Consider the following 20,425-nt stretch of genomic DNA (forward strand, 5'->3'; position numbering starts at 1 on the left):
AGTTAAAAGGCTAATAGCATAATAACCCCCGTGGACGTCCTAGCAAAGATAAAAAGGGAAGTAGCTGGCGCAGTAGCTAGAAGCCTGAGCGTTTCTCAAGACCTAGTATATAAGGCTATGGAGTACCCTCCGAGAGAAGAAATGGGAGATATAGCAATCCCTTTGCCTGCATTAAACGTAAAGGGGGTACCCCAAATAACAGTAGAATCAAGTTACATCAAATCGTTTCACCTGTCAGGAGCCTTTCTCAACCTTAGAATAGACGAAAAAAAGCTCTTTATGGAGCTCCTTTCATCCATTACGTCAGACTATGGAATTGAGAAGGCTGAAAAGCAGAAAAAGGTCGTGATAGAGCACACCAGCGCAAATCCCATTCACCCGTTGCACATAGGTCATCTTAGAAACGCAATAATAGGCGATACCCTCGTTAGGCTCTCGAGAGCCCGAGGGCATAACGTAGTTTCGAGGTTTTACGTCAACGATAGTGGGAGACAGGTAGCTATACTTATATATGGTCTCTCCAAACTCGGGTATCCTGAGCCACCAGCAGACGCCAAAAAGGACATTTGGGCCGGAATGATCTACGCCATGACTAACATCATCTTGGAAATAAGATCCATATCTGAGGAATTGAAGGTAGCTCCAGAGAATGAGTACAGAGAGAAGTTAACTAAGAGAGACGAGCTAGTTGGGCTAGCCTCTCAGATTAGAATGAGAAACCAGGAGTACTTCGACAAGCTTGCTGAGGCAGTTAGGGACGATCAGGATCCTGAGGGTAAGATAGCTGAAATAATCAGGAAATATGAAAGCGGGGATAAGGATATGAAAGAAGTGGTCAGGAAATACGTTAATTACGTGCTGGAGGGATTTAAGGAGAGCCTTAGTAAACTCAATATAACCTTCGACTATTTTGACTTCGAGAGCGATCTGCTTTGGTCAGGAGAAGTTAAAGCGATTTTAAGGTCCGCTCTCAACTCTCCAGCAAGGTTTGAGTATAAAGGCACTGAAGCTTTAGATCTAAACAAGTACATTGACGATACGGTTAGGAAGGAGCTAAGGATACCTGAAGGGCTTGAGATTCCTCCTCTAGTTTTAACCAGATCGGATGGAACGACCTTGTACACCATCAGAGACATAGCTTATACCGTAAGGAAATTCATAACCAGCCAAGCTGACCAGGTGATAAACGTCATAGCAGAACAACAATCTATTCCCCAAATACAGTTGAGAGCAGCGCTTTATCTGCTTGGTTATCCTGACATGGCTAGGAATCTAATCCACTACTCCTACAGTATGGTGACCCTACCAGGGATGACGATGAGTGGAAGACTTGGCAGATACGTTTCCTTAGACGAGGTTTATGAGAAGGTTAGGCTCTCTGTGGAGGAGAAGATAAAGAATAGGAGCCGAGAGGTAAATGTGGGGGAAATCGTGAACTCTGCTATAAGATACGCGATGATATCGGTCTCAGCTGATAAGCAGATTACGTTTAATGTAGGTAGAGTGACCAACTTTGAGCAGAATAGCGGTCCATATTTGCAGTACACTTACGTGAGAGCCTATAACATTCTTTCTAAGTATCCTGGGGAGATAACTCTGGATGTAGATTTTGACGACCTAGTGGGGGAGAAGAGAAGTATTCTGCTGAGTTTGGCCAAATTCCCTGAGACTTTCGTTGCAGCAGCAGAGAGCCTGGAGCCAGAGGTTTTGGTGTCCTACCTTAGACAGTTGGCGGATCTCTTCAACGCCTGGTACGATAAGGAGAGAGTCCTGCAGGAGCAGGACGAAAGGAAGAGGATGTGCAGGTTGAACTTGGTCAAGGGAATAGAGATAGTAATGAGGAACGGCTTAGGTGTACTGGGTATAAACTCGTTAACCAAAATGTGAGAGCCTGCCTGGACCCGTAGCTCAGCCAGGATAGAGCGAGGGCCTCCGGAGCCCTAGGTCCCGGGTTCAAATCCCGGCGGGTCCGCTTTAAATCCTCTCTAATATTCTAACGTTTAGGTCGAGGCCTTCGTAAATTGCAACATAACGAGTGCCTCGTCCTTTGAGACGTGGAGGAAGTCCGAATGATATCCATCACCTCTTCCTAGACCCTGAGCGTTATGTTATTGGATGTACAGTTGGTCTATCTATTGGAACCCATACATTATACTTATAAAACTGAAAATAGTAAAAATTTTTTAAATAAGTTAGATTTAGTGTGGAATTATCAACTAGGCTTTTCATCTGGTAATACCAACCGTTATCAGGAAACAGTTTGTTTATAGATAATACCAACCGTTATCAGGAAACGGTTTATTTATGGAAACAATAGCAGAAATGGTTTATTTATGGGAACAATATATTTTAATAGATTCTCATGCAGAGTGATACCAGTGTACTTTCCATCTCCAAGTTATCTGTAATAAAGAGGGATGGAAAACGTGAGGAGTTCAGGCTAGAGAAGATCTTATCAAAGTTAGGTTCAATCCCTGAAGAAATAATAGATGGGATAGTCAAGGATGTAGCCCAAAATTCCTCCGACAATGTAATTAGTAGTAGAGTTCTAGCAGATATAGTCGAGAGGAACTTAATTGAGGGATCTCTTGAGCATCCAGAACTAATGGAGTTGGCCAAGAGGTATGTCCTCGCTAGGATCTACAACCATGTTTTCGGCAAGGGGAGGTGGAAGGAGTTCGATGGAAGGGATCTGCTCATAAGTTATAATGCCCTCAAGGTTCTAGAGGCTAGGTACCTTCTCAAGAACCCAGATACCCTGAGGTATATGGAGACGCCACAGATGATGTTCAGGAGAGTTGCCAGGCACTTGGCTAACGTTGAAAGCACAAGGAAACAGGAGATAGAGGAGAAGTTCTACGAAATAATGTCTTCTCTCAAGTTCGTACCCAACACGCCTGCCTTGATGAACTCAGGCACTAGGCTAGGTATCCTCTCAGCTTGTTTCGTGTTGCCTGTTAAGGACTCCATGACCTCGGCTCAGGGTGACGGGATCTACGACACGTTAAGGGCCATGGCATTAGTCCACCAACAGGGAGGTGGGACTGGCTTCGATTTCTCTGAGCTCAGACCTAAGGGCGACGTAGTCGCCTCAACAGCCGGGGTAGCATCAGGCCCTGTCTCGTTCATGAAGATCTTTGACGTCTCCACCGACGTGGTAAAGCAGGGAGGGAAGAGGAGGGGAGCTAACATGGGGGTGATGCACGCTTGGCATGCAGACGTGGAGGACTTTATCCACGCTAAGACCGGGGAGTTAAAGGACGTCCAGCTACAGAACTTCAATATCTCTGTAGGTGTTTATGACTACTTCATGGAGGCAGTATTAAGGGAGGAGCAAGTCCCCCTTATTACGCCCAGAAAGACTAAGATCCCTGGGACTGACCACGAGTACTACATGGTAAAGGCAAGAAACTATATGCGGGAAGAGTGGGTACAGGAGGAAATACTTAGGGAGTTAGAGGAGAAGGGCTCTGTCTACCTGGACGAGAGTAAACTGATAACTGTGGACGAAGCGTTAGCAATTGCAGAGAAGGAGGGGGCCGTAGTCAGGTGGGTTAACGCAAGGACTATCTTCCAACAGGTTGTCAAGGGAGCTTGGGACAGCGGTGACCCTGGACTACTCTTCATAGATGAAATAAACAGGCGTCACCCAGTTTGGTACCTAGGTAAGATCCAGGCCACAAATCCCTGTGGTGAGGAACCCCTCCTCCCCTGGGAGTCATGCAATCTAGGCTCTTTAAACCTGGAGAAGTTCGTCATAGAGAAGGACGGTAAGGTCGTCATTGACTGGGAAGGGCTTAGGGATACCATAGAGTACGCCGTGAGGTTCTTGGACAACGTCGTGGACGCCAATAGGTACCCTCTACCCCAGATAGAACAGGCGACGAAGATGACTAGAAAGGTGGGTCTAGGAGTTATGGGGCTGGCCAGGATGTTGATAAAGCTAGGTATACCATATGACAGCGTCGACGCTATTTATGTTTCATATCTACTGGCTAAGTTCATATATTATCAGGCCATGAGGACTTCCATAGAACTGGCAAAAGAAAAGGGATCTTTCCCAGCCTATGACCCTATTAGGTACAGGGACGTGTGGGAATCTGCCAGGGAATTCGACGAACTCTTATCGATAGCTGGGGTGAAGGGAGAACCTTCGGAAGGGGTGAGGAGACTAATGCAAGAGGCTGAAAGGTTGGACATCTCCATCCTCAAGGACATGAGGCTCAGGTATGGGCTTAGGAACGCGACTGTGGTATCTGTAGCTCCAACCGGTACGATCTCTATCATTGCCGGCACCTCCTCCTCTATAGAGCCACTCTTTGCCTTAGCCTTCATTAGGAACGTAGCTGTGGGGAAGTTTATGGAGATTGACCCCCTCTTCCTAGAGTACCTCAGGAAATACGAACTTGATACCCCTGAAGTGGTGAAGAAAATAGCTGAGACGGGAGAGGTCGGGGACAACCCGTTTATGCCAAAGACCCTCAAGAGGCTTTTCAGAACTGCACATGAAGTGGAGCCAATCTACCACGTACTCCACCAGGCTAGCTGGCAACAGTGGAACGACTCAGGGACGTCCAAGACCATCAACTTGAGGAGCGAGGAAAAGGAGGACGTTGTAGAGAAGGTGTACTTACTAGCTTGGAAACTTGGCATAAAGGGGATCACAGTGTATAGGGATAAGAGTAAGTCGCAACAGGTCATCTATTTCGGCATTAAGAAGGAAAGGGAAGAGAAGGCTAAACTCTCCATGAGGTTAGAGAAGAAGTTTGTCGAGGTAAATGAAAACTTCGCTGGCGGATGTAAGACCTGCGAATTGTGAGCTGTGGATTTTTGCAGTGTACTCTATATAAAATCTAAAAGATCTGCGTAATATAAGTTCATGTTTTTATATGTGTGTTTACAAATCATTAAAATGATAGAGTAATGTCTTTGGTTCCACCCTGTGAGTTTTCGGTAAAGGAGCTGTTGCCTGCCATGAGGTCAGTAATAGCGACCAAGTTAGTGAAGGATAAGGGTTACCCGCTCTACAGGGCTGCCCTCGTAATGGGTGTTACTCCTGCAGCCGTTGCGAATTACATGAACGGAAAGAGAGGTACAGCTATCAAGAGTATGATCGAAAAGGATCAGAGATTGATGGAGATGATAGGGGATTTAGTTGACAAAATGGCCTCTTCAGGAAGCACTAATCAGCTCGCTACTTACTATTGCATATTATGTGCTGAAGGAAAGAGGGTTCTCAAGAGGAACGGAATATCTCTTCCCTCTTGCTTGTACGAGAGTAACTTGATGTTAAAGTGACTTTTTCTTTAGAAGCCCTTCCAATAATTTCCTTATTTCGATCTTAAGTAAGAGTAGGCCCCATCTTCTCACTGGGACTTTGACTCTGTCAAATTCCGGTTCTAACTTATCTACGTGACCATCCCTAGGATCTACAACCTGGGTAGAGAGCAACCTACCTGCTAGATAGATTGTAGCAACTACGGGCCTACTTTCCAAATTGAGAATTCCAAGCGTTAGCGTTGAACTCCTATAGTCAAGATACAGTGGGACTACAGAGGACGGCTCAATCTTTATCAATGAGACTCTATATTTTGGCTTACAGTCTATGGGAATAATAGGGTTAACTAGGTTCCAAGCTAGCCTATGGGGCTTGGTTTCGTTCCTCAACCCTTCTCTGTAAATTTGAACGTTTTCTTCCAGCTCGATTTCTCCAGAATTGAAACTAAAATTAAATGGTCTATTGGACACTAGGGTGAGGGAATTGGATATTCCTTCAATTGAGATCATGGAGGTAGTCAAGCTCAAGCTTGAGGATGGGCCAACGGATGATATATAGAGCGGATTGAGATAGTGAAACTTGGCATTGAACAAGTTAAGATTCCTAATTTTCTGGAAATTGGGATCAGGTTCCTTCACCTGCCCCTCCCCCACCTCTCCTGGGGCTTTCCTAGCAAGTTTCCCTCCATCTATAACTTCCCTTTCCCACGGTGATGGATTGATAAATCCCTCGCCTTCAGAGCATGGAATCAAATCCATAGCTAAGGAGACAAAGGAATTGTTGTCTATACTTTGGAAAGCCCAGGGGAAAGAGCCGTGAACTAGAGGAGAGGAAGCTTCCAGCGTTTCACCTTCACCTTTTACCTTGACAATACTTTCATCAGGTCCATGTAGTTCGAGGTTTTTCCTCCACTCTAAAGAAAGATTCAAGATTCTCGATATGAGCGGAAGCTGTTCGAGTTTCATTAAATCCTCGTTTATATAAACTGTGTCTCCTCTTCTCACTCCTAGACTTTTTTCTAGATTTTCTTCCAAAAGCATATCTTAATCAGGTAAAAAGAGGCTCTAATAAAAGGTATTCCATTTCTTTAAATCTTTCCTTAGATCAGAAAACCTAATGTACGGAATAAGAAAAGCGTAAAACCTTCAGATCTTCATCGCGAGATTCTTACAAATCAAGAGTGCTACACCCCCATTTCTACTTCGAAGATCCCACGGACATAATAACTTCCTCAGTTCCCTCAAGTGAAAAGGTGAATTGGATCCGACAAATGCCTTTTCGTCACCATCTCAGGTTCGGGGGTAACTCTTCATCTTTACTATTCTTGCATTACTTGCTTTATTAGTTCTGCCACTCTCTTTCCTTCGGCTTTCCCTCTAACCCTTTCCATCACTTTTCCCATTAGGTACCCGAAAGCCTTATCTCCCTTTGCCCTTATCTCTTCCTTGTTCTCGTTTATTATATTTTCTATTATTTTTATTAATTCATCATCTGATATCTTAGAGTATTTGGCTATAATGGAACTTAAGGTCTCTTTGGCATCCGGCATTGAAAATTCCAGCAATATCTGAGGTATTGAGTCCTTGTTTATCTTTCCATCGTAGACGTTAGCTATAAGGGTCTCGATAACTTCGTCGGTTATCTTATCTAGATTACCCCCCTGTGATTTAACGTATTTCAGAGTGTTCTCCAAAAGAGTCGCAATTACCATAGATGAAACCCTCCCTCCATACTTCATGTATAGGTGCTCAAAAAGGTCTAGTCTAGGACTGTTGAGAATCTGTTTTGCTACCTCTTCATTCAATCCTAGCTTTAACAGGCTTTTGAGCTTCTCCTCAGGAGAAGGAGGTATTAGTTTCTGAGCCATTTCAAGCAGGGATTTAGAGGCTATGGGAGGGATGTCAGTCTCAGGATACATTCTAGCAGACCCAGGCTGGGGTCTCATAAATTTGCTCGTTCCGTCCTCATTGGCAGCTCTGGTTTCCTTTGGTACCCCGTCGAAGGCTTGAAGCAACCTGTCCCTTATAACTGAGGATGCCTTCTCCACCTTGTCCTTAGGCCCAACGACCAGGATGAAGCCGTCAGTTTGCTCTATGCTAAGCTCTTTAACTACCTTCTCCACCTCCTCCTTAGTTATTCCGTAGTTGGGAAGCTCATCTGAATGAAATATCCCGCCTAGTCCGGCGAGGGCCTTCACGTAGTCCGAAATTTCTGTTCCAAACCTCCTCCCAGGCATTAACTCCCTTCCAATAAGACCTTTAAACCCTGGCACACGGAAACCTAGAACTATACCTCCTCTTCTCAGCTCAGATTGAACCAACCTACTTTTAGCGGACGCGAATAAGGAAGAAAGGTCTTTGATCTGGAATCTTTCAGCAAACTGCTTCTTATCCAAACGGGATCTTAATTCCTCTCTGAGCTTTAAAAGCTCATGCTGTCTTCTTGCCTCATTTTCTATAATCTTTGGAATTAAATCTAAATCTTGGACTCCTTTAATCTCAACCTTAACCCCTCCAGAAATTGAAACGTTTAGGTCTTGCCTAATGGTTCCTAGCCCCCTCTTCACCTTTCCAGTAAGTCTCAGCATCTGTCCAATCAGAAGCGCTACTCTCTTAGCCTGCTCCGGGCTCCTAATGTCTGGTCCTGTGGAAATTTCTATGAGAGGAATCCCTAGCCTATCTAGGCTATACTTAACAAAGTCCTGACCCTCCTCTATTTTCCTGGCTGCATCCTCCTCGATGGCTACGGTTTGAATTGAGATATCCCCATCAACGTCCTTCACTCGGCCGCCTAGCCCCACTATGGCGGTCCTCTGAAATCCTGAGGTGTTTGAACCATCAATCACGACTTTCCTCATTACGAATATTTCATCTATCGGTTGTCCGTTAAAGGCCAAGGTCATGGCAACACCAAGCGCTAAAGCGTCCTTATTCATGGGATGAGGCGGCTCCTCATCGCACTCCACAAGGCAACTGGATTTCTGAGGGATTTGATAGAGGAACCTCTTTCCCTTTTCCCACTCAAAGAACGCCGCAGTATCTACCTGTCCGAGCTCACTTACAACGGGCCTTAGATACCTTTCCAGTTTACCTCCATCAGTTTCATCCAAGAGAGTAGGGCAGTCACAAAATAGTTTATGACCCGTATTCAATTGTTGATGGATTTCCAGACCTACCCTTAATCCAAGCTTCTCGTATTCACTCATGATCCCACCTAGGAAACAGATCAAGGGAGTGTCTCGTATTATACTCACCGACAAGATTGGTGAGCATAATCCCCCTTACTGCGTCAAGGTCATCCTCGTGACCTAGTGCCCACATTAATTTGACTAAGGCGACCTCAGGTAGTATATCGCCCAATGGGGTCACTCCTGACTGTTGAAGTAATCTCCCCGTTTGGTAAACGTTCATGTTGACCCTTCCAAACAGACATTGAGAAGTCATTCCAACAAATATACCTTCTTTAGTTGCTTTTTTGAAGACCTCTAGGAAATCCGTGGACGTGTGCCCTAGGCCAGTTCCCTCTATAATTATCCCTCTAACACCTGAGGCTATCAACGTATCCACTATGTCTGGTCTTAATCCTGGATAAAACTTGAGAAGGAAAACGTTCTGATTAAATTTTGGGGAAGCCTTTATTGTATCGTTCCTTTTAATGAAGTCACTCCTCAGGACTTTAATGGCTTTCTCCTTGGGGAAAACCTTAGCTAAGGGCTTGTCATTAATGCTTTGGAAAGCGTCCCTCCTGCTCGTGTGCATTTTCCTGACCTTTACCCCCCTATGGGCTACAGTATATGTGTCTGAGCTCTCTCCGTGCATGTTTACCACAACTTCTCCGAAGGGAGCTTCCTTTGCTAGGATGACCGAGGAAATTAAATTGATAGCGGAGTCACTACTTGGCCTGTCACTGCTTCTCTGGGATCCAACCAGCACCACCGGTCCTGGAAGCCCAATAAGGGAGAAGGCCAGGGCCGCTGCTGTGTAAGTCATGGTATCCGTTCCGTGGGCTACTACTACCCCTTCATGCCCTTCATCGAATGCCCTCTTCACGGATTCCGCGATCTTAATCCAAAACTCAGGCTTCATGTTCTCACTTAATATACTGAAAAGAATTTCTGCTGAAACTGAAGCTATTTCCTGAATCTCTGGCGCAAACCTCAAGATTTCTTCTGTGGTCAGGGCAGGTCTAACTGCACCGGTCTCATACTCTACTCTGCTCACGATTGTACCTCCTGTGCTTATTATTCTCACCTCGCCCTTCTCCCGATTTTCCCTGTACTCTGACTGATCCACTCTTAGGCGCTTACTTATCAACCTCACCTGGGCCCCACTTAAAGAGAACCCTGCGTTGTAGCCGTTGTCTAGTTTAACGACAACTATGGAGTCATCCTCTGAATAAGAGGGCATTAAAATTCCTTCCACCTTGATCCCGTTTTTTTCAATTTCTATAATATCTCCTACATCAACATTCAATGATTTCAATGTTTCAAAAGCCTTTCCCCTATATCCTTCTAACATTTTAGAAGTAGTGGGGGAAAATATTTAAAAAACCTTACATTCTTCTTGACGCGCGCTGAGGTCTTTGTTCCTTCTGCTTCAATACTCTCTTCTCGTACTCTATCCTGTTCCTTACTCTTGGGACTTCTTTGTGTCTCTCTTTAGCCTGTATCTTAGGAGTTTGACCTCTCACTTTTCCTGCTTTGGTTAGCGAACCATGGGATGGCATAGTGTTCAGTTATATTGTGGTAAAACAAGACATTTAAACTTAAAGCATAACTGACATCGGGGCTTACTCAATGAAAGTTTATTTAGCGGAACACACAATTGGGTCCTTTGCCTTCGACGAGGATGGAAAGCTTATAGACTACGTTTTGAACCCGAAGGAGCTGGGAAAGATTGTTGATATACTAATAAACTCAGAGAAGGGAGAACCCATGCCATCCACACTAGAGCTTTTGCAGAAAGTGAAACCAACCGAAGTCGTTCTGGAAAGCGAGAGTGAAAGCGCAAAGATGCAAAGCCTAGGACTGAAGGTCACATCTAAACCACATCACTTGGGCACTAAAACCTTGAGGAACTCCCTTGTTGAGTATGCGATTAAAACTAAGTTTGCTGAAAATCAGGACGAGGTTTATGACTTTCTTTATCAAGTGTCCTTGGAGTACACCAGGAGGAAACTAAGAAGAGCAGCTCAGAAGAGGGATCTCCTAGCTATTCAAGCTATACGGGCAATAGACGATATTGACAAGACGATTAACTTGTTCTCTGAAAGGCTTAGGGAGTGGTATAGTATACATTTCCCAGAAATGGATAAAATGATAGAGGATCACGAGCAGTACTCAAGGATAGTGTCAAACATAGGGTACAGGGACAACGTCACGGAGGATCAACTACTTCAATTGGGTTTGAATGAACAGAAGGCGAGGAAACTTTTCGATGCTTCAAAGAAAAGCATAGGGGCTGACATATCTGAGGCTGATATAAACTCCATCAAGGACTTAGCTGACACGATTCTGTCTCTTTATAAACTGAGAAATTCACTTTACGATTATCTAGATTCCATAATGAGGGAAGTCGCACCTAACGTGACTGCCCTAGTTGGACCCACTTTGGGCGCTAGATTGTTGAGCCTCGCTGGCAGCTTGGAGGAACTTTCTAAGATGCCAGCTAGCACCATTCAGGTTCTAGGGGCTGAGAAAGCTTTATTCAGGGCTCTAAAGAGCGGAAGCAGGCCTCCCAAACATGGAATAATATTCCAATATCCAGCAATTCACGTCTCCCCCAGATGGCAACGAGGTAAGATAGCCAGAGCTTTAGCGGCTAAGTTGGCGATAGCTTCAAGGATAGATGCATACAGCGGGAGGTTCATCGGAACTCAACTTGTAGATCAGATGAACAGGAGGATTGAGGAGATAAAGACTAAGTATGCACAGCCTCCGCCTAGAAAGGCACAGCCCCCTAAGGATCAAGGCGAAAGGAGGGAAGGCAAGAAAGAGCATAAAAAGGGAAAAAAGGGTAAGAGAAGATAGGAGCTTGAGTAATCATGTCTGAAACTCTTGACACTATAAAAGAGTCTGGGATGGAGAACGTTTACGAGTGCATTTACAATGATGGGACTGTAAGGCTTTGCACGAAGAACCTAGCTAAGGGATTTACAGTTTACGGAGAGAGAACTGTGAACTTTAAGGGTGTAGAATATAGGGAGTGGAACGCCTTCAGGAGTAAGTTGGCTGGAGCTATATTGAAGGGGTTGAAGGAGAACCCGGTCAAAAAAGGCTCAAAGGTTCTTTATTTAGGAGCTGCGTCTGGCACTACACCGAGTCACATCTCCGACATAGTAGAGAAAGAAGGAAAAGTATTCGGAGTTGAGTTCTCCCCTAGGGTTGTAAGAGAGTTAATACTTGTAGCTCAGCATAGGCCCAACCTTTTCCCTATCCTAGCAGACGCTAGATTCCCCCACACATACTCTTCCCTAATAGAGGACGTTGAGATACTGTATGTTGATATCGCTCAGCCGGATCAAACGGACATAGCAATTTATAACGCGCGTTATTTCCTAAAAGAGGGAGGAAGCCTGCTGTTGGCAATAAAGGCCAGAAGCATAGACGTCACTAAGGACCCATCTGAGATATTTAAAGCGGAAGCAGAGAAGTTGAGCAGAGAAGGTTTCGATATATCTCAGATAATAAATCTAACTCCGTACGACAAGGACCACGCCATGGTATTAGCCAAGTTCAAGGGCTGAGCCATTGTTCGATAAAATCTTCCAGATAGGACTAAGGGATATCTTAGATTCTATGCCAGCGGAATACGTTACTCTAAAGGAAGCTCTAGACGGTAAGTTGGAAATTTCTCTACATAATGGACTAAAGCACCGCTTTGATATTAACGAAGTAAAGAAGATCTCTTCCGTGGTTCCCCTATACCTTTGGTCAATGGTGAGGATACCATTTATCATAGTTAAGTTACAGACTCCTGGAGAATATTCAATAAACGGATCAGAGTGGGATAGGAAGGCTATATCTATGGTTCTTCAGGATTCGAGGACGGTAATTTCTGTAGGACAAATGGAATCCCTTTTGAGGGAGTTTAAATCATTAATATTTATTACCCTTGGTTATGATAGTATTTCTGAAGAGAGCATCAAAGAGGAAGGTTTATAACATGATGCCTAAACTTTTTGAAGAGGTATTGGAATTACTTCATGAAGAGAGTGTAAATTTCACTCTGATAGAGTACCCGGAGAAGACTAGAAAATCAATAGATATTATAGCAAAGGGATACAAGGACAGAAGATTTGTTATTAAAGTATCCTCAGAAAAAATTTCAAAGGAGGAGGCAAAGGATCTAAGAAACTTCTCCGCGGTTGTTGGAGGTATGCCCATAATAATCACCGAGGAAACGGAAGAGGACATTGCAATTGGCAAGGACAACGTGGTCGGACTTTCGTTAGAGGGGCTAATAAAAGCTGTAAGGGGAGAGAAGATTTACATATATAGAACCAGGGGAGGGATATTTGTAAAAATTAAATCGGATGTACTAAGGAGAAAGAGGACGGAAATGAATTACAGTATGGGTGACCTATCCAAAATACTGGGAGTTTCCAGGAAAACCATCTACGATTACGAGAACGGAGAGTCAGATGTGTCCATTGAGGTCGCAGAGAAGTTAGTCGATTTGTTCGGAGAGGAGGTCATAGGTGACGTCTGTGAGTATTCAAAATTGAAACTTCAGGTAGAAGAAGGGGAAGAAGGAGATACCATAAGCTCTAGGATAGCAAAGAACTTGAGCGAGATAGGTTTTAAATCAACGTCAGTCAGGTTTACTGCAGTGGACGTAGCAGCTTCAAAGGGTTCTAAGAAGGTTTTGATAACCATTGAGCCCAGGAACTCTGAGCTGATAGAGAAGAAGCTCAGGGAAGCGTCAAAAATAGCCAACGAGCTGATGTCAGAACTTCTAATAGTAGTGAGGAGCGCATCCTTAGCAAATAAGCTCAGGAAGGATGGATTTAAAACCCTCATGTCCGATGCTATCAGTAGCCTGGATAATGAGGTTAATAGAGACAGTTGAAGGAAAGGCAAGAATTTTACTCCCTGATCCCTCGGAGTATGAGAGAGACGGTAGGTTCGATCCTGCCTGGTCCCCAGTCTTTTACAATCCCAGGATGATCTTCAACAGGGATCTGAGTGTAGTAGTTGTATCTTCCATTTCCCCCAAATCAGTTCTGGACGTTATGTCCGCTACTGGCGTAAGGGGAATAAGATACTATCTTGAGAGCGAGGTTCGCGGAGAAATTATTTTTAACGATAAAAACCCTGTTGCTACAGAACTTATTACAAAAAATATAGCATCGAACGGCGTTGAGAAGGCAAGGGTAGAGAGGTCAGATGCCAATTCTCTAATGCATAGGGTGAAGGTAGAGTACACCGATCTGGATCCCTTTGGAACCCCAGCTCCCTTTCTGCAAGCAGCAGTCTCATCTCTTAGAAGGAGGGGAGTGTTGGGAGTGACAGCTACAGACCTATCGGCTTTGGAGGGAAAATCAAGGAATTCCTGTAAGAGGAAATACGGCGCATTTTGCAATAAACTCTCCTTCTCTAAGGAGGCTGGATTAAGACTCCTCCTGGCAAAGATTGCAATGGAAGCTTCAATAGTGGAAAAGGGGATCCATCCATTAATAACCTTGTATAGGGATTACTATTACAGAATTTTTGTTAGGATGGAAGACGGTGCGAAGAAAGCCGACAATACTTTGGAAAAAATCGGGTCTCTTTATGAATGTGAAAGTTGCGGGTACTCGTTTATGGGTAAGGGCTTCTGCGATAGGGTATGTCCCGTGTGTGGGGGAAGTTTGAGGTCAATGTATCCAGCATGGATAGGAGAGCTAGCCGATGTTGAATTTTTGGGTAAAGTGAAAGAATTGCTCCCTAGATTTAATTATCTTGAGAACTTCCCAGCCCTCTTTAAACTCATTGGGTCTTTGACCAGCGAGCAAAGATATGGACTGTACTACCGACTTGACGTCCTGTCGTCCAAGCTCAGACGAAATATGCCCTCCATGGAAGAGATGATCAAATGCCTTGGAGACGCTACTAGAACCCACTTCCACCTCCAGGGAATAAAGACCTCTAAGGAATTTCATGAGGTCTTGGAATGCATAAAATCAAGTAGCCATGGTTGAACGTCAAGGATTAATATGTTTTAACAGAATATTGGCTTAAATTCAGCTCAGTTAAACGGTAGTAAAGTAAATAAGATAGGAATCACATATTATATAATCAGCCAACGCGGGTGTAAACACTTTGGAATCAAAATTTTCAATAGAAAAGGAGGAGTTAATTCATCAAAAAATAATGGAAAGAGGAGATGACGGAATTTCTCAGCAGGAACTGGCGAAGAGTCTTGGACTTTCTACAAGAGAACTTGCCGTTGTCATTAAAAAACTTATTGAAAAGAAAATGATAACCAAGAAGGCCATCAGGGAAAATGGAAAGAGTGTCATAAAGCTTTTTGCCATAAGGACAATAGAAGAGTCCAATATTCGGATTAACCTAGTCAGTATAGAGAACATTCCATGTTTTTCGTGTAAGCTTCTATTTAAATGTGATAACGGTGCACACGTTAACCCAAGCTCGTGCACTAAACTATCTTCGTGGATTCTTTCTCTGGTATGAGGATCTTTACGCGTTTAGGAACTGTTGAGGCAACAGTTCTGTAATCTAATCAAGGTAATTTATGGAAGATGGTATCTTATCTTCAATGTTACTTATTGGTATTCTCCCCACGGATCCCTCTACACTTGAAAAGGAAGTTTAGAACAGTAACCTCAAAATATAAACTAGAAGCATGGTTAATAAATGTCAAAACCTTAAAACCCTTACTTTGGGTCGATATTTAAGGAGGATTAAAAAGCTGGAGTTTATAAAGTAGTATAAAAACTATATTATGGTGACTCAGTATTTCCAATTCGCCGGCTTATAAGCCAATAATAAGTATCGAGAATATAGTTGCTACCGTAACTTTGGAGCAAACTCTGGATTTGTACGCGATGGAAAGAAGCGTTCCAAATGTGGAGTATGATCCAGATCAATTTCCAGGTTTAATTTTTAGATTAGAGAGTCCTAAGGTAACATCCCTCATATTCAAGTCTGGGAAGATGGTGGTTACTGGGGCTAAAAGTACCGAGGAGTTGATAAAGGCCGTAAAGAGGATTATCAAAAGTCTAAGAAGATATGGAATAAGGATAGGTGGCAAACCTAAGATACAAATTCAAAATATAGTTGCCTCCGCCAATATGCACGTCCACGTAAACTTGGACAAGGCAGCCTTTCTCCTGGAGAACAACATGTACGAGCCGGAGCAGTTTCCAGGCCTAATATTCAGGATGGACGACCCTAGAGTAGTCCTTCTCATATTTAGTAGCGGGAAGATGGTAATAACTGGTGCAAAGAGGGAAGATGAGGTTTACAAAGCAGTAAAGAGAATCTTCGACAAGTTAGAGGAACTGGACTGCATAAAGCCTGTGGAAGAGGAGGAGGAATTAGAAATTTAAGCGATTGAATTAATGGGTTGGTGATTCATAATGTCTCTCAAACATGGGAAGTACGTCTATGTGGAAGTAGGAAAATCTAGATATGCAGTACTGAGGGTGTTAAAGAGTAGGGAAGAGAACTCAGCTGACAGGTATCTAGTTACTGGGAAGGTTGTCGCAAAGAAATCAAGGAATGCTAAGATACTTAAAGTTGAGGATATTCCCCTAGAAGTTAGGGATAAGCTACAAATAAAGCAAGCTTAGAATTCTAAACTTAAATATCCTTGTTCATTATTTTATAATTAAGGTTTTTAAAACCTGATCCTTATATTTTCTATTCCAAGACCTATGAAAGGTTCTATTTTAAATTCCTTTTCTAGAACCTGTTTACGCTAATAAGAGGGAATTAGCTTCTATTGGCTTTTTACTCTGCTCTTCTCGACGTTTAGTAATCCAAAATAAGTAACAATGAGGACGAAAGACGAAAGGAGGAGTAAGTAGAGATATTGCAACTGAATGACGTAGATTCCGCTCTGCAAATTCTTAAGAATATCACTTAGAATAAAGTAGGCTAAAATTGAAGCCACAATTTTAAGCATATCATGCCATATCTTTATATCTTTAATTAACGCTCTGGATATTAATTTTCCAAAATAGAGTATAATAATAGAGAATGTAAGATAGGGTAATATTGCCAATATTATACTAGAGGTGCTTTTTATTGATAATGTGTTAAAAGTTAAAGCGGTAAGGTATCCATTCACTATTGCTAAAACCAGAGAGATGGCGGAAAGAATGGCAACTATAACCATGGCTGTAGAGTTTTCCCACCACTTCTCCAAGGCATCGTCTATCCCGAATCCTCTCACTAACATCGCACCCCCTAAAACCAGAAGTATAGCAGGTAAAACGTATGCCGTTAATCCAGCTATTGCCAAAATGCTAGATACAAACAGGATTATACCAGGAACTCCGAGGAAAAGCCTAGAGTAGCGCGTCTCTGTCACCAATCTTTTAATATACTTAGCGAAAAGAATGTAAGTCTCCTCAACTCCCCTATGTTGTTCCACTATAACCCTTTCTATCCCCACAATTTTCAACCTACTTTCAATCACTGGGATTGCCTTAGCATCCTCTGGGGAATCATACACAAGGATGGCTTGGTCGGGCTTTACTACTCTTATAACCTCGTCAACTTGCTTAGATAAAACCATTTGAGAGTCCAGACCCCCCCTCTGAGATCCAGCAATGAAAACGATTTCCACGTCCTCTCCTTTCTCCTTCATGTCCAAGTAGATATTGAAAGCGGTAACCATTGAATTGAAGTCTGAGTCCAATGCCAAAAATCTAGATGCCTTCTCTATAGCCTGACGCGCTTTAGTCTCCCCTATTACGGGAGAGGATATCCCTGCCTTACTTAAATCGTCATCAATATCAATGTATATTATCGCCGTCTTCATTAGTACCCCTATTGTCCCCGTAGAGGGCGTATATCTCCTCGAAGGTTAGTCTTTCACCGTTCTTTAGTTTTTCCTCTGCCATTTTCTTCTTTTTCTCCATCATCTCCGTTACCTCGGTCTGATTGGGCCTGTATACATTTCCGCCCCTCTTCATCTCCTTCACTGTTTTAGACAGTTCGTCCAATTCCTTTCTCTTGGAGTCTATCTGAGCGTTTAAATCATCTATTTGTTTACTCTTTTCCTTTAATTGAGAAGACAATTGGTCAAGCTCTTTTACTAATTTATCTCTCTCATCCCTTAAACTCTTTAGTATTTTCCTCTTATCTGTAATCTCAGAAATTAAGGTTGATATCTTTTGCCTGATAGTAGCCAACTCTATCCTTTTAGCCAGAAACTCAGCCCTCTCCTCGCTACCCTTTTCCTTAATTTTTAGGATTTTTTTCGCTTCATTAAGTTTTTTCTCCATTTCAGCTATTCTCTGAATCAACTTTTTCTCTTCCTCAAGGGTTAGGGATGAGGTTTGAATTTTCCATTCTAGACTTTTGATCCTTTTCTCCAAAAGGTCAGGGTTCATTCCTTGAGTTTTCTTCATTACATTTCGTATCTCTTCGAACTCCTTTTTCATCTCTTTAATTACTTCGAATAATTGCTCTTTCTTTTGCTTCAACTCTTTTAGCTCATTGATTCTAGAATTATACTCCTCAAAAACAGTTTTTATTTGTAACCTAGTTGCCTTCAGCTTCTCTATCTTCTCAGCTCTCTTTTGCCTTATTTTCCTTACTTCCTCAATAAGGGCATATTTTTGCTCTCGAAGATTTGAAATTTCTTGCCTTACGTTTGATATCTTTTTATAGATGCTCTCTTCCGTGGCCTCTGCTGGCGGATTGCTCATCAAGTCTTACATTAACAGTCCAGTGTTAATAACTTTTCCTAAAACATCTCTAAAGATTGAAGGGATAACCCGGTTCTTATTTGTCTTAAGGAAAATAGCAGTGTCACGTATATGTTTTGAAGTCTAAGAAAGGTACATCAAAGGCTTATATACAAAACAACTAATAATCCTAATCCCAAGCCCGTATTATCACGACGTATCATAACGTCGGTATTATCATGTGCTATATATAAGTGCAAGATTGGCGTTAATATGTAATGTGAAACACGTTAAACTTGTTCCTATGGGCTCGATAAAATCTGTAGTGTTAAAGGATAAGTGGCTCATCGAAGCTAATCCGTCAATAGATTACTCTAAGAAAGATCCATCAGGTTTAGTCGTCCTGGATTCCAGTAAAAATAGGGTAGGGAAAGTTCTCGATGTAATAGGAAACCAAAGGAGGCCTTACCTTCTAGTAGAACCTCTCCAAGACCAGGTTCCTAAAGGTCAGCTTCTCTTGGAAATGCCATTTAAAAAGAGCAGAAGGTGAGACCTCATGCAATGTCCCATTTGTGGAGGCATAGACATAATCCTAGATCCTAGCAGAGGGTTGTACGTCTGTCGAAATGATGGCGTTGTGATAGAAGAAAATCTAGTTGATCAAGGACCGGAGTGGAGAGTGTTCGATCCCTCTGATCATCAGAAAAAGAGCAGGGTAGGGGCAGCTGTTACTGAAAGGGTTCACGACAAGGGGATAGCCACAGTAATAGGCTTTGGAGGAAGGGTAAAGGATAAGCTAAAGGCTGTGAGGCTCCAAAGGTTACAGAATAAAACAAGGGTCTCCTCTAAGGACAAAAAAATAGTAACTTTTCTTTCTATACTGAACAGTGAGGCCGGTAAGTTAGGCTTACCGGTTCATGTAAAAGAGGACGCTGCAGGTATCCTAAAGAAGTTAGTTGAGTCTGGTTTGGCTAGAAGAGTAGACATGTATGCCCTTGTAGGTGCTACTCTATACTACGTCTGTAGGGTTAACAAGATCCCCATATATCCTCAGGAGATAAAGGACAGGTATCAGCTCAACTCTAGCGATCTATGGAATGCCCTAGAGAGAGTCCAGAAGGTAGCTAAGGCCGAGAAGATAAACTATCCCTATCCTGTGGCTGGGGAGGGAGTAATCATGAGGGGTCCAAGCCCTATAGAGCATATTCCAAAGATAATCAATACCCTGAAACTACCTCAGCCTATAGAGACCAAGGCAGCTGACATTGTGGACATGCTTTACCGAAACGGACTCACAAGCGGCAAAAGCTACCTCTCCATAGCTGCTGCAGCAGTTTACCTGGTGAGCACTCTTATGGATCATAAAAAGACCCAAAAGGAGGTTGCTGAGGCTCTGAAAATAACTGAAGTTACAATTAGGAACAGATATAAGGAAATAATAGACGCTTTGGACATAGAAGTGAGCCTGTGAATCAAATCCTCTTTAGTTTTACGTAAATCTTTAAAATTGTTTTATTAGAAAATAATGTTCTTCAACAGGCCTAGCTCCGGAAATTCCATTATACCCTCGTTCTCCACAATGACGTAAGGCTTGGTTTTCTCCAAAACTGCGTGCTTCTTCATTATAGGGCTCATATAACCGGAGTGAGCTAGCGACACATCGTTACCTGACTGATAAATCCCTAGGGCTGGTAGGACTACAGCGAAAGAATTTTGTCCAAGTGGGGCTAGGAGGAAACAGGGGAACTTTTTGGCGAAACCCAATTTGTCTCTCAATGAAAGCCTTGGATGTTCATGCCCTATAACGTAGACCACGTTTTCCTTTACTTCCACTTCCCTATGACCATGAAAGATATACAGGTTATTAGCTTCAATTTGGTCCAAAAGATCTACATTATCAAATTTTTCCGCAACTAAAGAAATATAATTGTCGTGATTTCCCTTCACAAGCTTTACGGAAAGCCCGCTTTCCCTCAAGTCCTTAAATATGTCCGATAAGTCTTCCTTCTCTTGTCTCCCTAACGCATTAAATCTGTGTTTCATATCGCCATTAATAATTATTTTATTTGTATGAAATATTTCAATTGCTTTTTTATAAATTGTAATGAATCGTTTCTTCTGAATTCTAGGAAGAAAAATTCCCTTGGAAGCCATCTCCTCCTCATAACCAATATGAACGTCAGATAATATCACAGAGTCCAATCCCCTTGAGTATAGAACCGGCAGATCTCCCTCAACCTCTAGGCCATTTATTATATTAACCAAATCCGTTACACCCTTATTCTT

The 20,425-nt window shown here is 42.8% G+C and carries 20 protein-coding genes and 1 tRNA gene; 14 read left to right on the forward strand and 7 right to left on the reverse strand.

What is annotated here, in order from left to right; genetic code table 11:
* Positions 1-30 precede the first annotated feature (30 nt).
* The 4 genes from GWK48_RS02195 to GWK48_RS02210 all read left to right on the forward strand — a co-directional run bounded on the left by GWK48_RS02195 (position 31) and on the right by GWK48_RS02210 (position 5,298).
* A complete protein-coding gene (locus GWK48_RS02195; RefSeq protein WP_174629189.1) occupies positions 31-1,887 on the forward strand; it encodes an arginine--tRNA ligase in 1,857 nt (618 codons plus the stop codon).
* Positions 1,888-1,897: 10 nt separating this feature from the next.
* A tRNA-Arg gene (locus tag GWK48_RS02200) sits at positions 1,898-1,972 on the forward strand.
* A gap of 390 nt (positions 1,973-2,362) precedes the next feature.
* On the forward strand, positions 2,363-4,819 hold the full coding sequence (locus GWK48_RS02205) for an adenosylcobalamin-dependent ribonucleoside-diphosphate reductase (protein ID WP_174629198.1): 2,457 nt from the start codon (positions 2,363-2,365) through the stop codon (positions 4,817-4,819).
* 104 nt (positions 4,820-4,923) lie between these two features.
* Positions 4,924-5,298 carry a transcriptional regulator gene (locus tag GWK48_RS02210; RefSeq protein ID WP_174629200.1) on the forward strand — a complete coding sequence of 125 codons (375 nt, stop codon included), beginning with the start codon at positions 4,924-4,926 and terminating at the stop codon, positions 5,296-5,298.
* On the opposite strand, the gene GWK48_RS02215 is transcribed toward GWK48_RS02210, so the two are convergent.
* From GWK48_RS02215 to GWK48_RS02230, 4 genes are all read right to left on the reverse strand, one after another.
* Positions 5,290-6,243 carry a hypothetical protein gene (locus tag GWK48_RS02215; RefSeq protein WP_246263876.1) on the reverse strand — a complete coding sequence of 318 codons (954 nt, stop codon included), beginning with the start codon at positions 6,241-6,243 and terminating at the stop codon, positions 5,290-5,292. The two genes, GWK48_RS02210 and GWK48_RS02215, sit on opposite strands and share 9 nt — an antisense overlap.
* A 353-nt stretch (positions 6,244-6,596) precedes the next feature.
* Positions 6,597-8,483 (reverse strand): Glu-tRNA(Gln) amidotransferase subunit GatE, encoded by a 1,887-nt coding sequence (gatE, locus tag GWK48_RS02220; protein WP_174629204.1) that lies wholly within the window; start codon positions 8,481-8,483, stop codon positions 6,597-6,599.
* Positions 8,476-9,795, reverse strand: coding sequence for a Glu-tRNA(Gln) amidotransferase subunit GatD (gene gatD, locus GWK48_RS02225; RefSeq protein WP_174629206.1), 1,320 nt, complete (start codon positions 9,793-9,795; stop codon positions 8,476-8,478). Before gatD ends, gatE begins: the two co-directional genes overlap by 8 nt.
* Before the next feature lie 34 nt (positions 9,796-9,829).
* Complete coding sequence (locus GWK48_RS02230; protein WP_174629208.1) at positions 9,830-10,003, reverse strand: 30S ribosomal protein S30e; 174 nt, start codon at positions 10,001-10,003, stop codon at positions 9,830-9,832.
* A gap of 70 nt (positions 10,004-10,073) precedes the next feature.
* On the opposite strand from GWK48_RS02230, the gene GWK48_RS02235 reads away from it, so the two are divergent.
* The 8 genes from GWK48_RS02235 (at position 10,074) to GWK48_RS02270 (ending at position 16,072) form a co-directional block, all read left to right on the forward strand.
* Positions 10,074-11,306 (forward strand): C/D box methylation guide ribonucleoprotein complex aNOP56 subunit, encoded by a 1,233-nt coding sequence (locus GWK48_RS02235; RefSeq protein WP_174629210.1) that lies wholly within the window; start codon positions 10,074-10,076, stop codon positions 11,304-11,306.
* Positions 11,307-11,320: 14 nt separating this feature from the next.
* Positions 11,321-12,022: a fibrillarin-like rRNA/tRNA 2'-O-methyltransferase gene (locus GWK48_RS02240; RefSeq protein ID WP_174629212.1), complete on the forward strand. Its 702-nt coding sequence runs from the start codon at positions 11,321-11,323 to the stop codon at positions 12,020-12,022.
* 4 nt (positions 12,023-12,026) lie between these two features.
* On the forward strand, positions 12,027-12,440 hold the full coding sequence (locus GWK48_RS02245) for a DUF61 family protein (protein WP_174629214.1): 414 nt from the start codon (positions 12,027-12,029) through the stop codon (positions 12,438-12,440).
* 1 nt (position 12,441) lies between these two features.
* Positions 12,442-13,347: a helix-turn-helix domain-containing protein gene (locus GWK48_RS02250; RefSeq protein WP_174632440.1), complete on the forward strand. Its 906-nt coding sequence runs from the start codon at positions 12,442-12,444 to the stop codon at positions 13,345-13,347.
* Positions 13,325-14,458 carry a tRNA (guanine(26)-N(2))-dimethyltransferase gene (locus GWK48_RS02255; RefSeq protein ID WP_174629216.1) on the forward strand — a complete coding sequence of 378 codons (1,134 nt, stop codon included), beginning with the start codon at positions 13,325-13,327 and terminating at the stop codon, positions 14,456-14,458. Before GWK48_RS02250 ends, GWK48_RS02255 begins: the two co-directional genes overlap by 23 nt.
* 121 nt (positions 14,459-14,579) lie before the next feature.
* Entirely contained in the window at positions 14,580-14,951 is a 372-nt protein-coding gene (locus tag GWK48_RS02260; protein WP_425487483.1) for a winged helix-turn-helix transcriptional regulator, read from the forward strand.
* 314 nt (positions 14,952-15,265) lie between these two features.
* Positions 15,266-15,829: a TATA-box-binding protein gene (locus tag GWK48_RS02265; protein WP_174632444.1), complete on the forward strand. Its 564-nt coding sequence runs from the start codon at positions 15,266-15,268 to the stop codon at positions 15,827-15,829.
* 30 nt (positions 15,830-15,859) lie between these two features.
* Positions 15,860-16,072 (forward strand): DUF5622 domain-containing protein, encoded by a 213-nt coding sequence (locus tag GWK48_RS02270; protein WP_174629218.1) that lies wholly within the window; start codon positions 15,860-15,862, stop codon positions 16,070-16,072.
* 149 nt (positions 16,073-16,221) lie between these two features.
* On the opposite strand, the gene GWK48_RS02275 is transcribed toward GWK48_RS02270, so the two are convergent.
* Both GWK48_RS02275 and GWK48_RS02280 read right to left on the reverse strand, forming a co-directional pair.
* A complete protein-coding gene (locus GWK48_RS02275; RefSeq protein WP_174629220.1) occupies positions 16,222-17,268 on the reverse strand; it encodes a DUF373 family protein in 1,047 nt (348 codons plus the stop codon).
* Positions 17,243-18,160, reverse strand: a complete 918-nt coding sequence (locus GWK48_RS02280) for a coiled-coil protein (protein WP_174629222.1) — start codon at positions 18,158-18,160, stop codon at positions 17,243-17,245. Before GWK48_RS02280 ends, GWK48_RS02275 begins: the two co-directional genes overlap by 26 nt.
* 283 nt (positions 18,161-18,443) lie before the next feature.
* Here GWK48_RS02280 and GWK48_RS02285 point away from each other — a divergent pair, with 283 nt between their 5' ends.
* Both GWK48_RS02285 and GWK48_RS02290 read left to right on the forward strand, forming a co-directional pair.
* Positions 18,444-18,689, forward strand: a complete 246-nt coding sequence (locus GWK48_RS02285; RefSeq protein ID WP_246263877.1) for an H/ACA ribonucleoprotein complex subunit GAR1/NAF1 — start codon at positions 18,444-18,446, stop codon at positions 18,687-18,689.
* A gap of 6 nt (positions 18,690-18,695) precedes the next feature.
* Positions 18,696-19,610: a transcription initiation factor IIB gene (locus GWK48_RS02290; protein WP_174629224.1), complete on the forward strand. Its 915-nt coding sequence runs from the start codon at positions 18,696-18,698 to the stop codon at positions 19,608-19,610.
* Positions 19,611-19,654: 44 nt separating this feature from the next.
* Here the strand turns inward: GWK48_RS02290 and GWK48_RS02295 are convergent, their stop codons facing one another.
* The gene (locus GWK48_RS02295) at positions 19,655-20,404 is read right to left on the reverse strand and encodes a metallophosphoesterase (RefSeq protein ID WP_174629226.1); all 750 of its coding nucleotides are present in this window, start codon (positions 20,402-20,404) and stop codon (positions 19,655-19,657) included.
* Positions 20,405-20,425 lie beyond the last annotated feature (21 nt).

The organism is Metallosphaera tengchongensis (assembly GCF_013343295.1).
GTDB classification, from domain to species: Archaea; Thermoproteota; Thermoprotei_A; order Sulfolobales; family Sulfolobaceae; genus Metallosphaera; species Metallosphaera tengchongensis.

Bases quoted from the DNA above. Each gene is read 5' to 3' on its own strand.
- GWK48_RS02205 (WP_174629198.1), top strand. From the start codon at position 2,363: ATGCAGAGTGATACCAGTGTACTTTCCATCTCCAAGTTATCTGTAATA.
- GWK48_RS02210 (WP_174629200.1), top strand. From the start codon at position 4,924: ATGTCTTTGGTTCCACCCTGTGAGTTTTCGGTAAAGGAGCTGTTGCCT.
- GWK48_RS02215 (WP_246263876.1), bottom strand. From the start codon at position 6,243: ATGAAACTCGAACAGCTTCCGCTCATATCGAGAATCTTGAATCTTTCT.
- gatE (WP_174629204.1), bottom strand. From the start codon at position 8,483: ATGAGTGAATACGAGAAGCTTGGATTAAGGGTAGGTCTGGAAATCCAT.
- gatD (WP_174629206.1), bottom strand. From the start codon at position 9,795: ATGTTAGAAGGATATAGGGGAAAGGCTTTTGAAACATTGAAATCATTG.
- GWK48_RS02230 (WP_174629208.1), bottom strand. From the start codon at position 10,003: ATGCCATCCCATGGTTCGCTAACCAAAGCAGGAAAAGTGAGAGGTCAA.
- GWK48_RS02235 (WP_174629210.1), top strand. From the start codon at position 10,074: ATGAAAGTTTATTTAGCGGAACACACAATTGGGTCCTTTGCCTTCGAC.
- GWK48_RS02240 (WP_174629212.1), top strand. From the start codon at position 11,321: ATGTCTGAAACTCTTGACACTATAAAAGAGTCTGGGATGGAGAACGTT.
- GWK48_RS02250 (WP_174632440.1), top strand. From the start codon at position 12,442: ATGATGCCTAAACTTTTTGAAGAGGTATTGGAATTACTTCATGAAGAG.
- GWK48_RS02255 (WP_174629216.1), top strand. From the start codon at position 13,325: ATGAGGTTAATAGAGACAGTTGAAGGAAAGGCAAGAATTTTACTCCCT.
- GWK48_RS02270 (WP_174629218.1), top strand. From the start codon at position 15,860: ATGTCTCTCAAACATGGGAAGTACGTCTATGTGGAAGTAGGAAAATCT.
- GWK48_RS02275 (WP_174629220.1), bottom strand. From the start codon at position 17,268: ATGAAGACGGCGATAATATACATTGATATTGATGACGATTTAAGTAAG.
- GWK48_RS02280 (WP_174629222.1), bottom strand. From the start codon at position 18,160: ATGAGCAATCCGCCAGCAGAGGCCACGGAAGAGAGCATCTATAAAAAG.
- GWK48_RS02285 (WP_246263877.1), top strand. From the start codon at position 18,444: ATGGGCTCGATAAAATCTGTAGTGTTAAAGGATAAGTGGCTCATCGAA.
- GWK48_RS02290 (WP_174629224.1), top strand. From the start codon at position 18,696: ATGCAATGTCCCATTTGTGGAGGCATAGACATAATCCTAGATCCTAGC.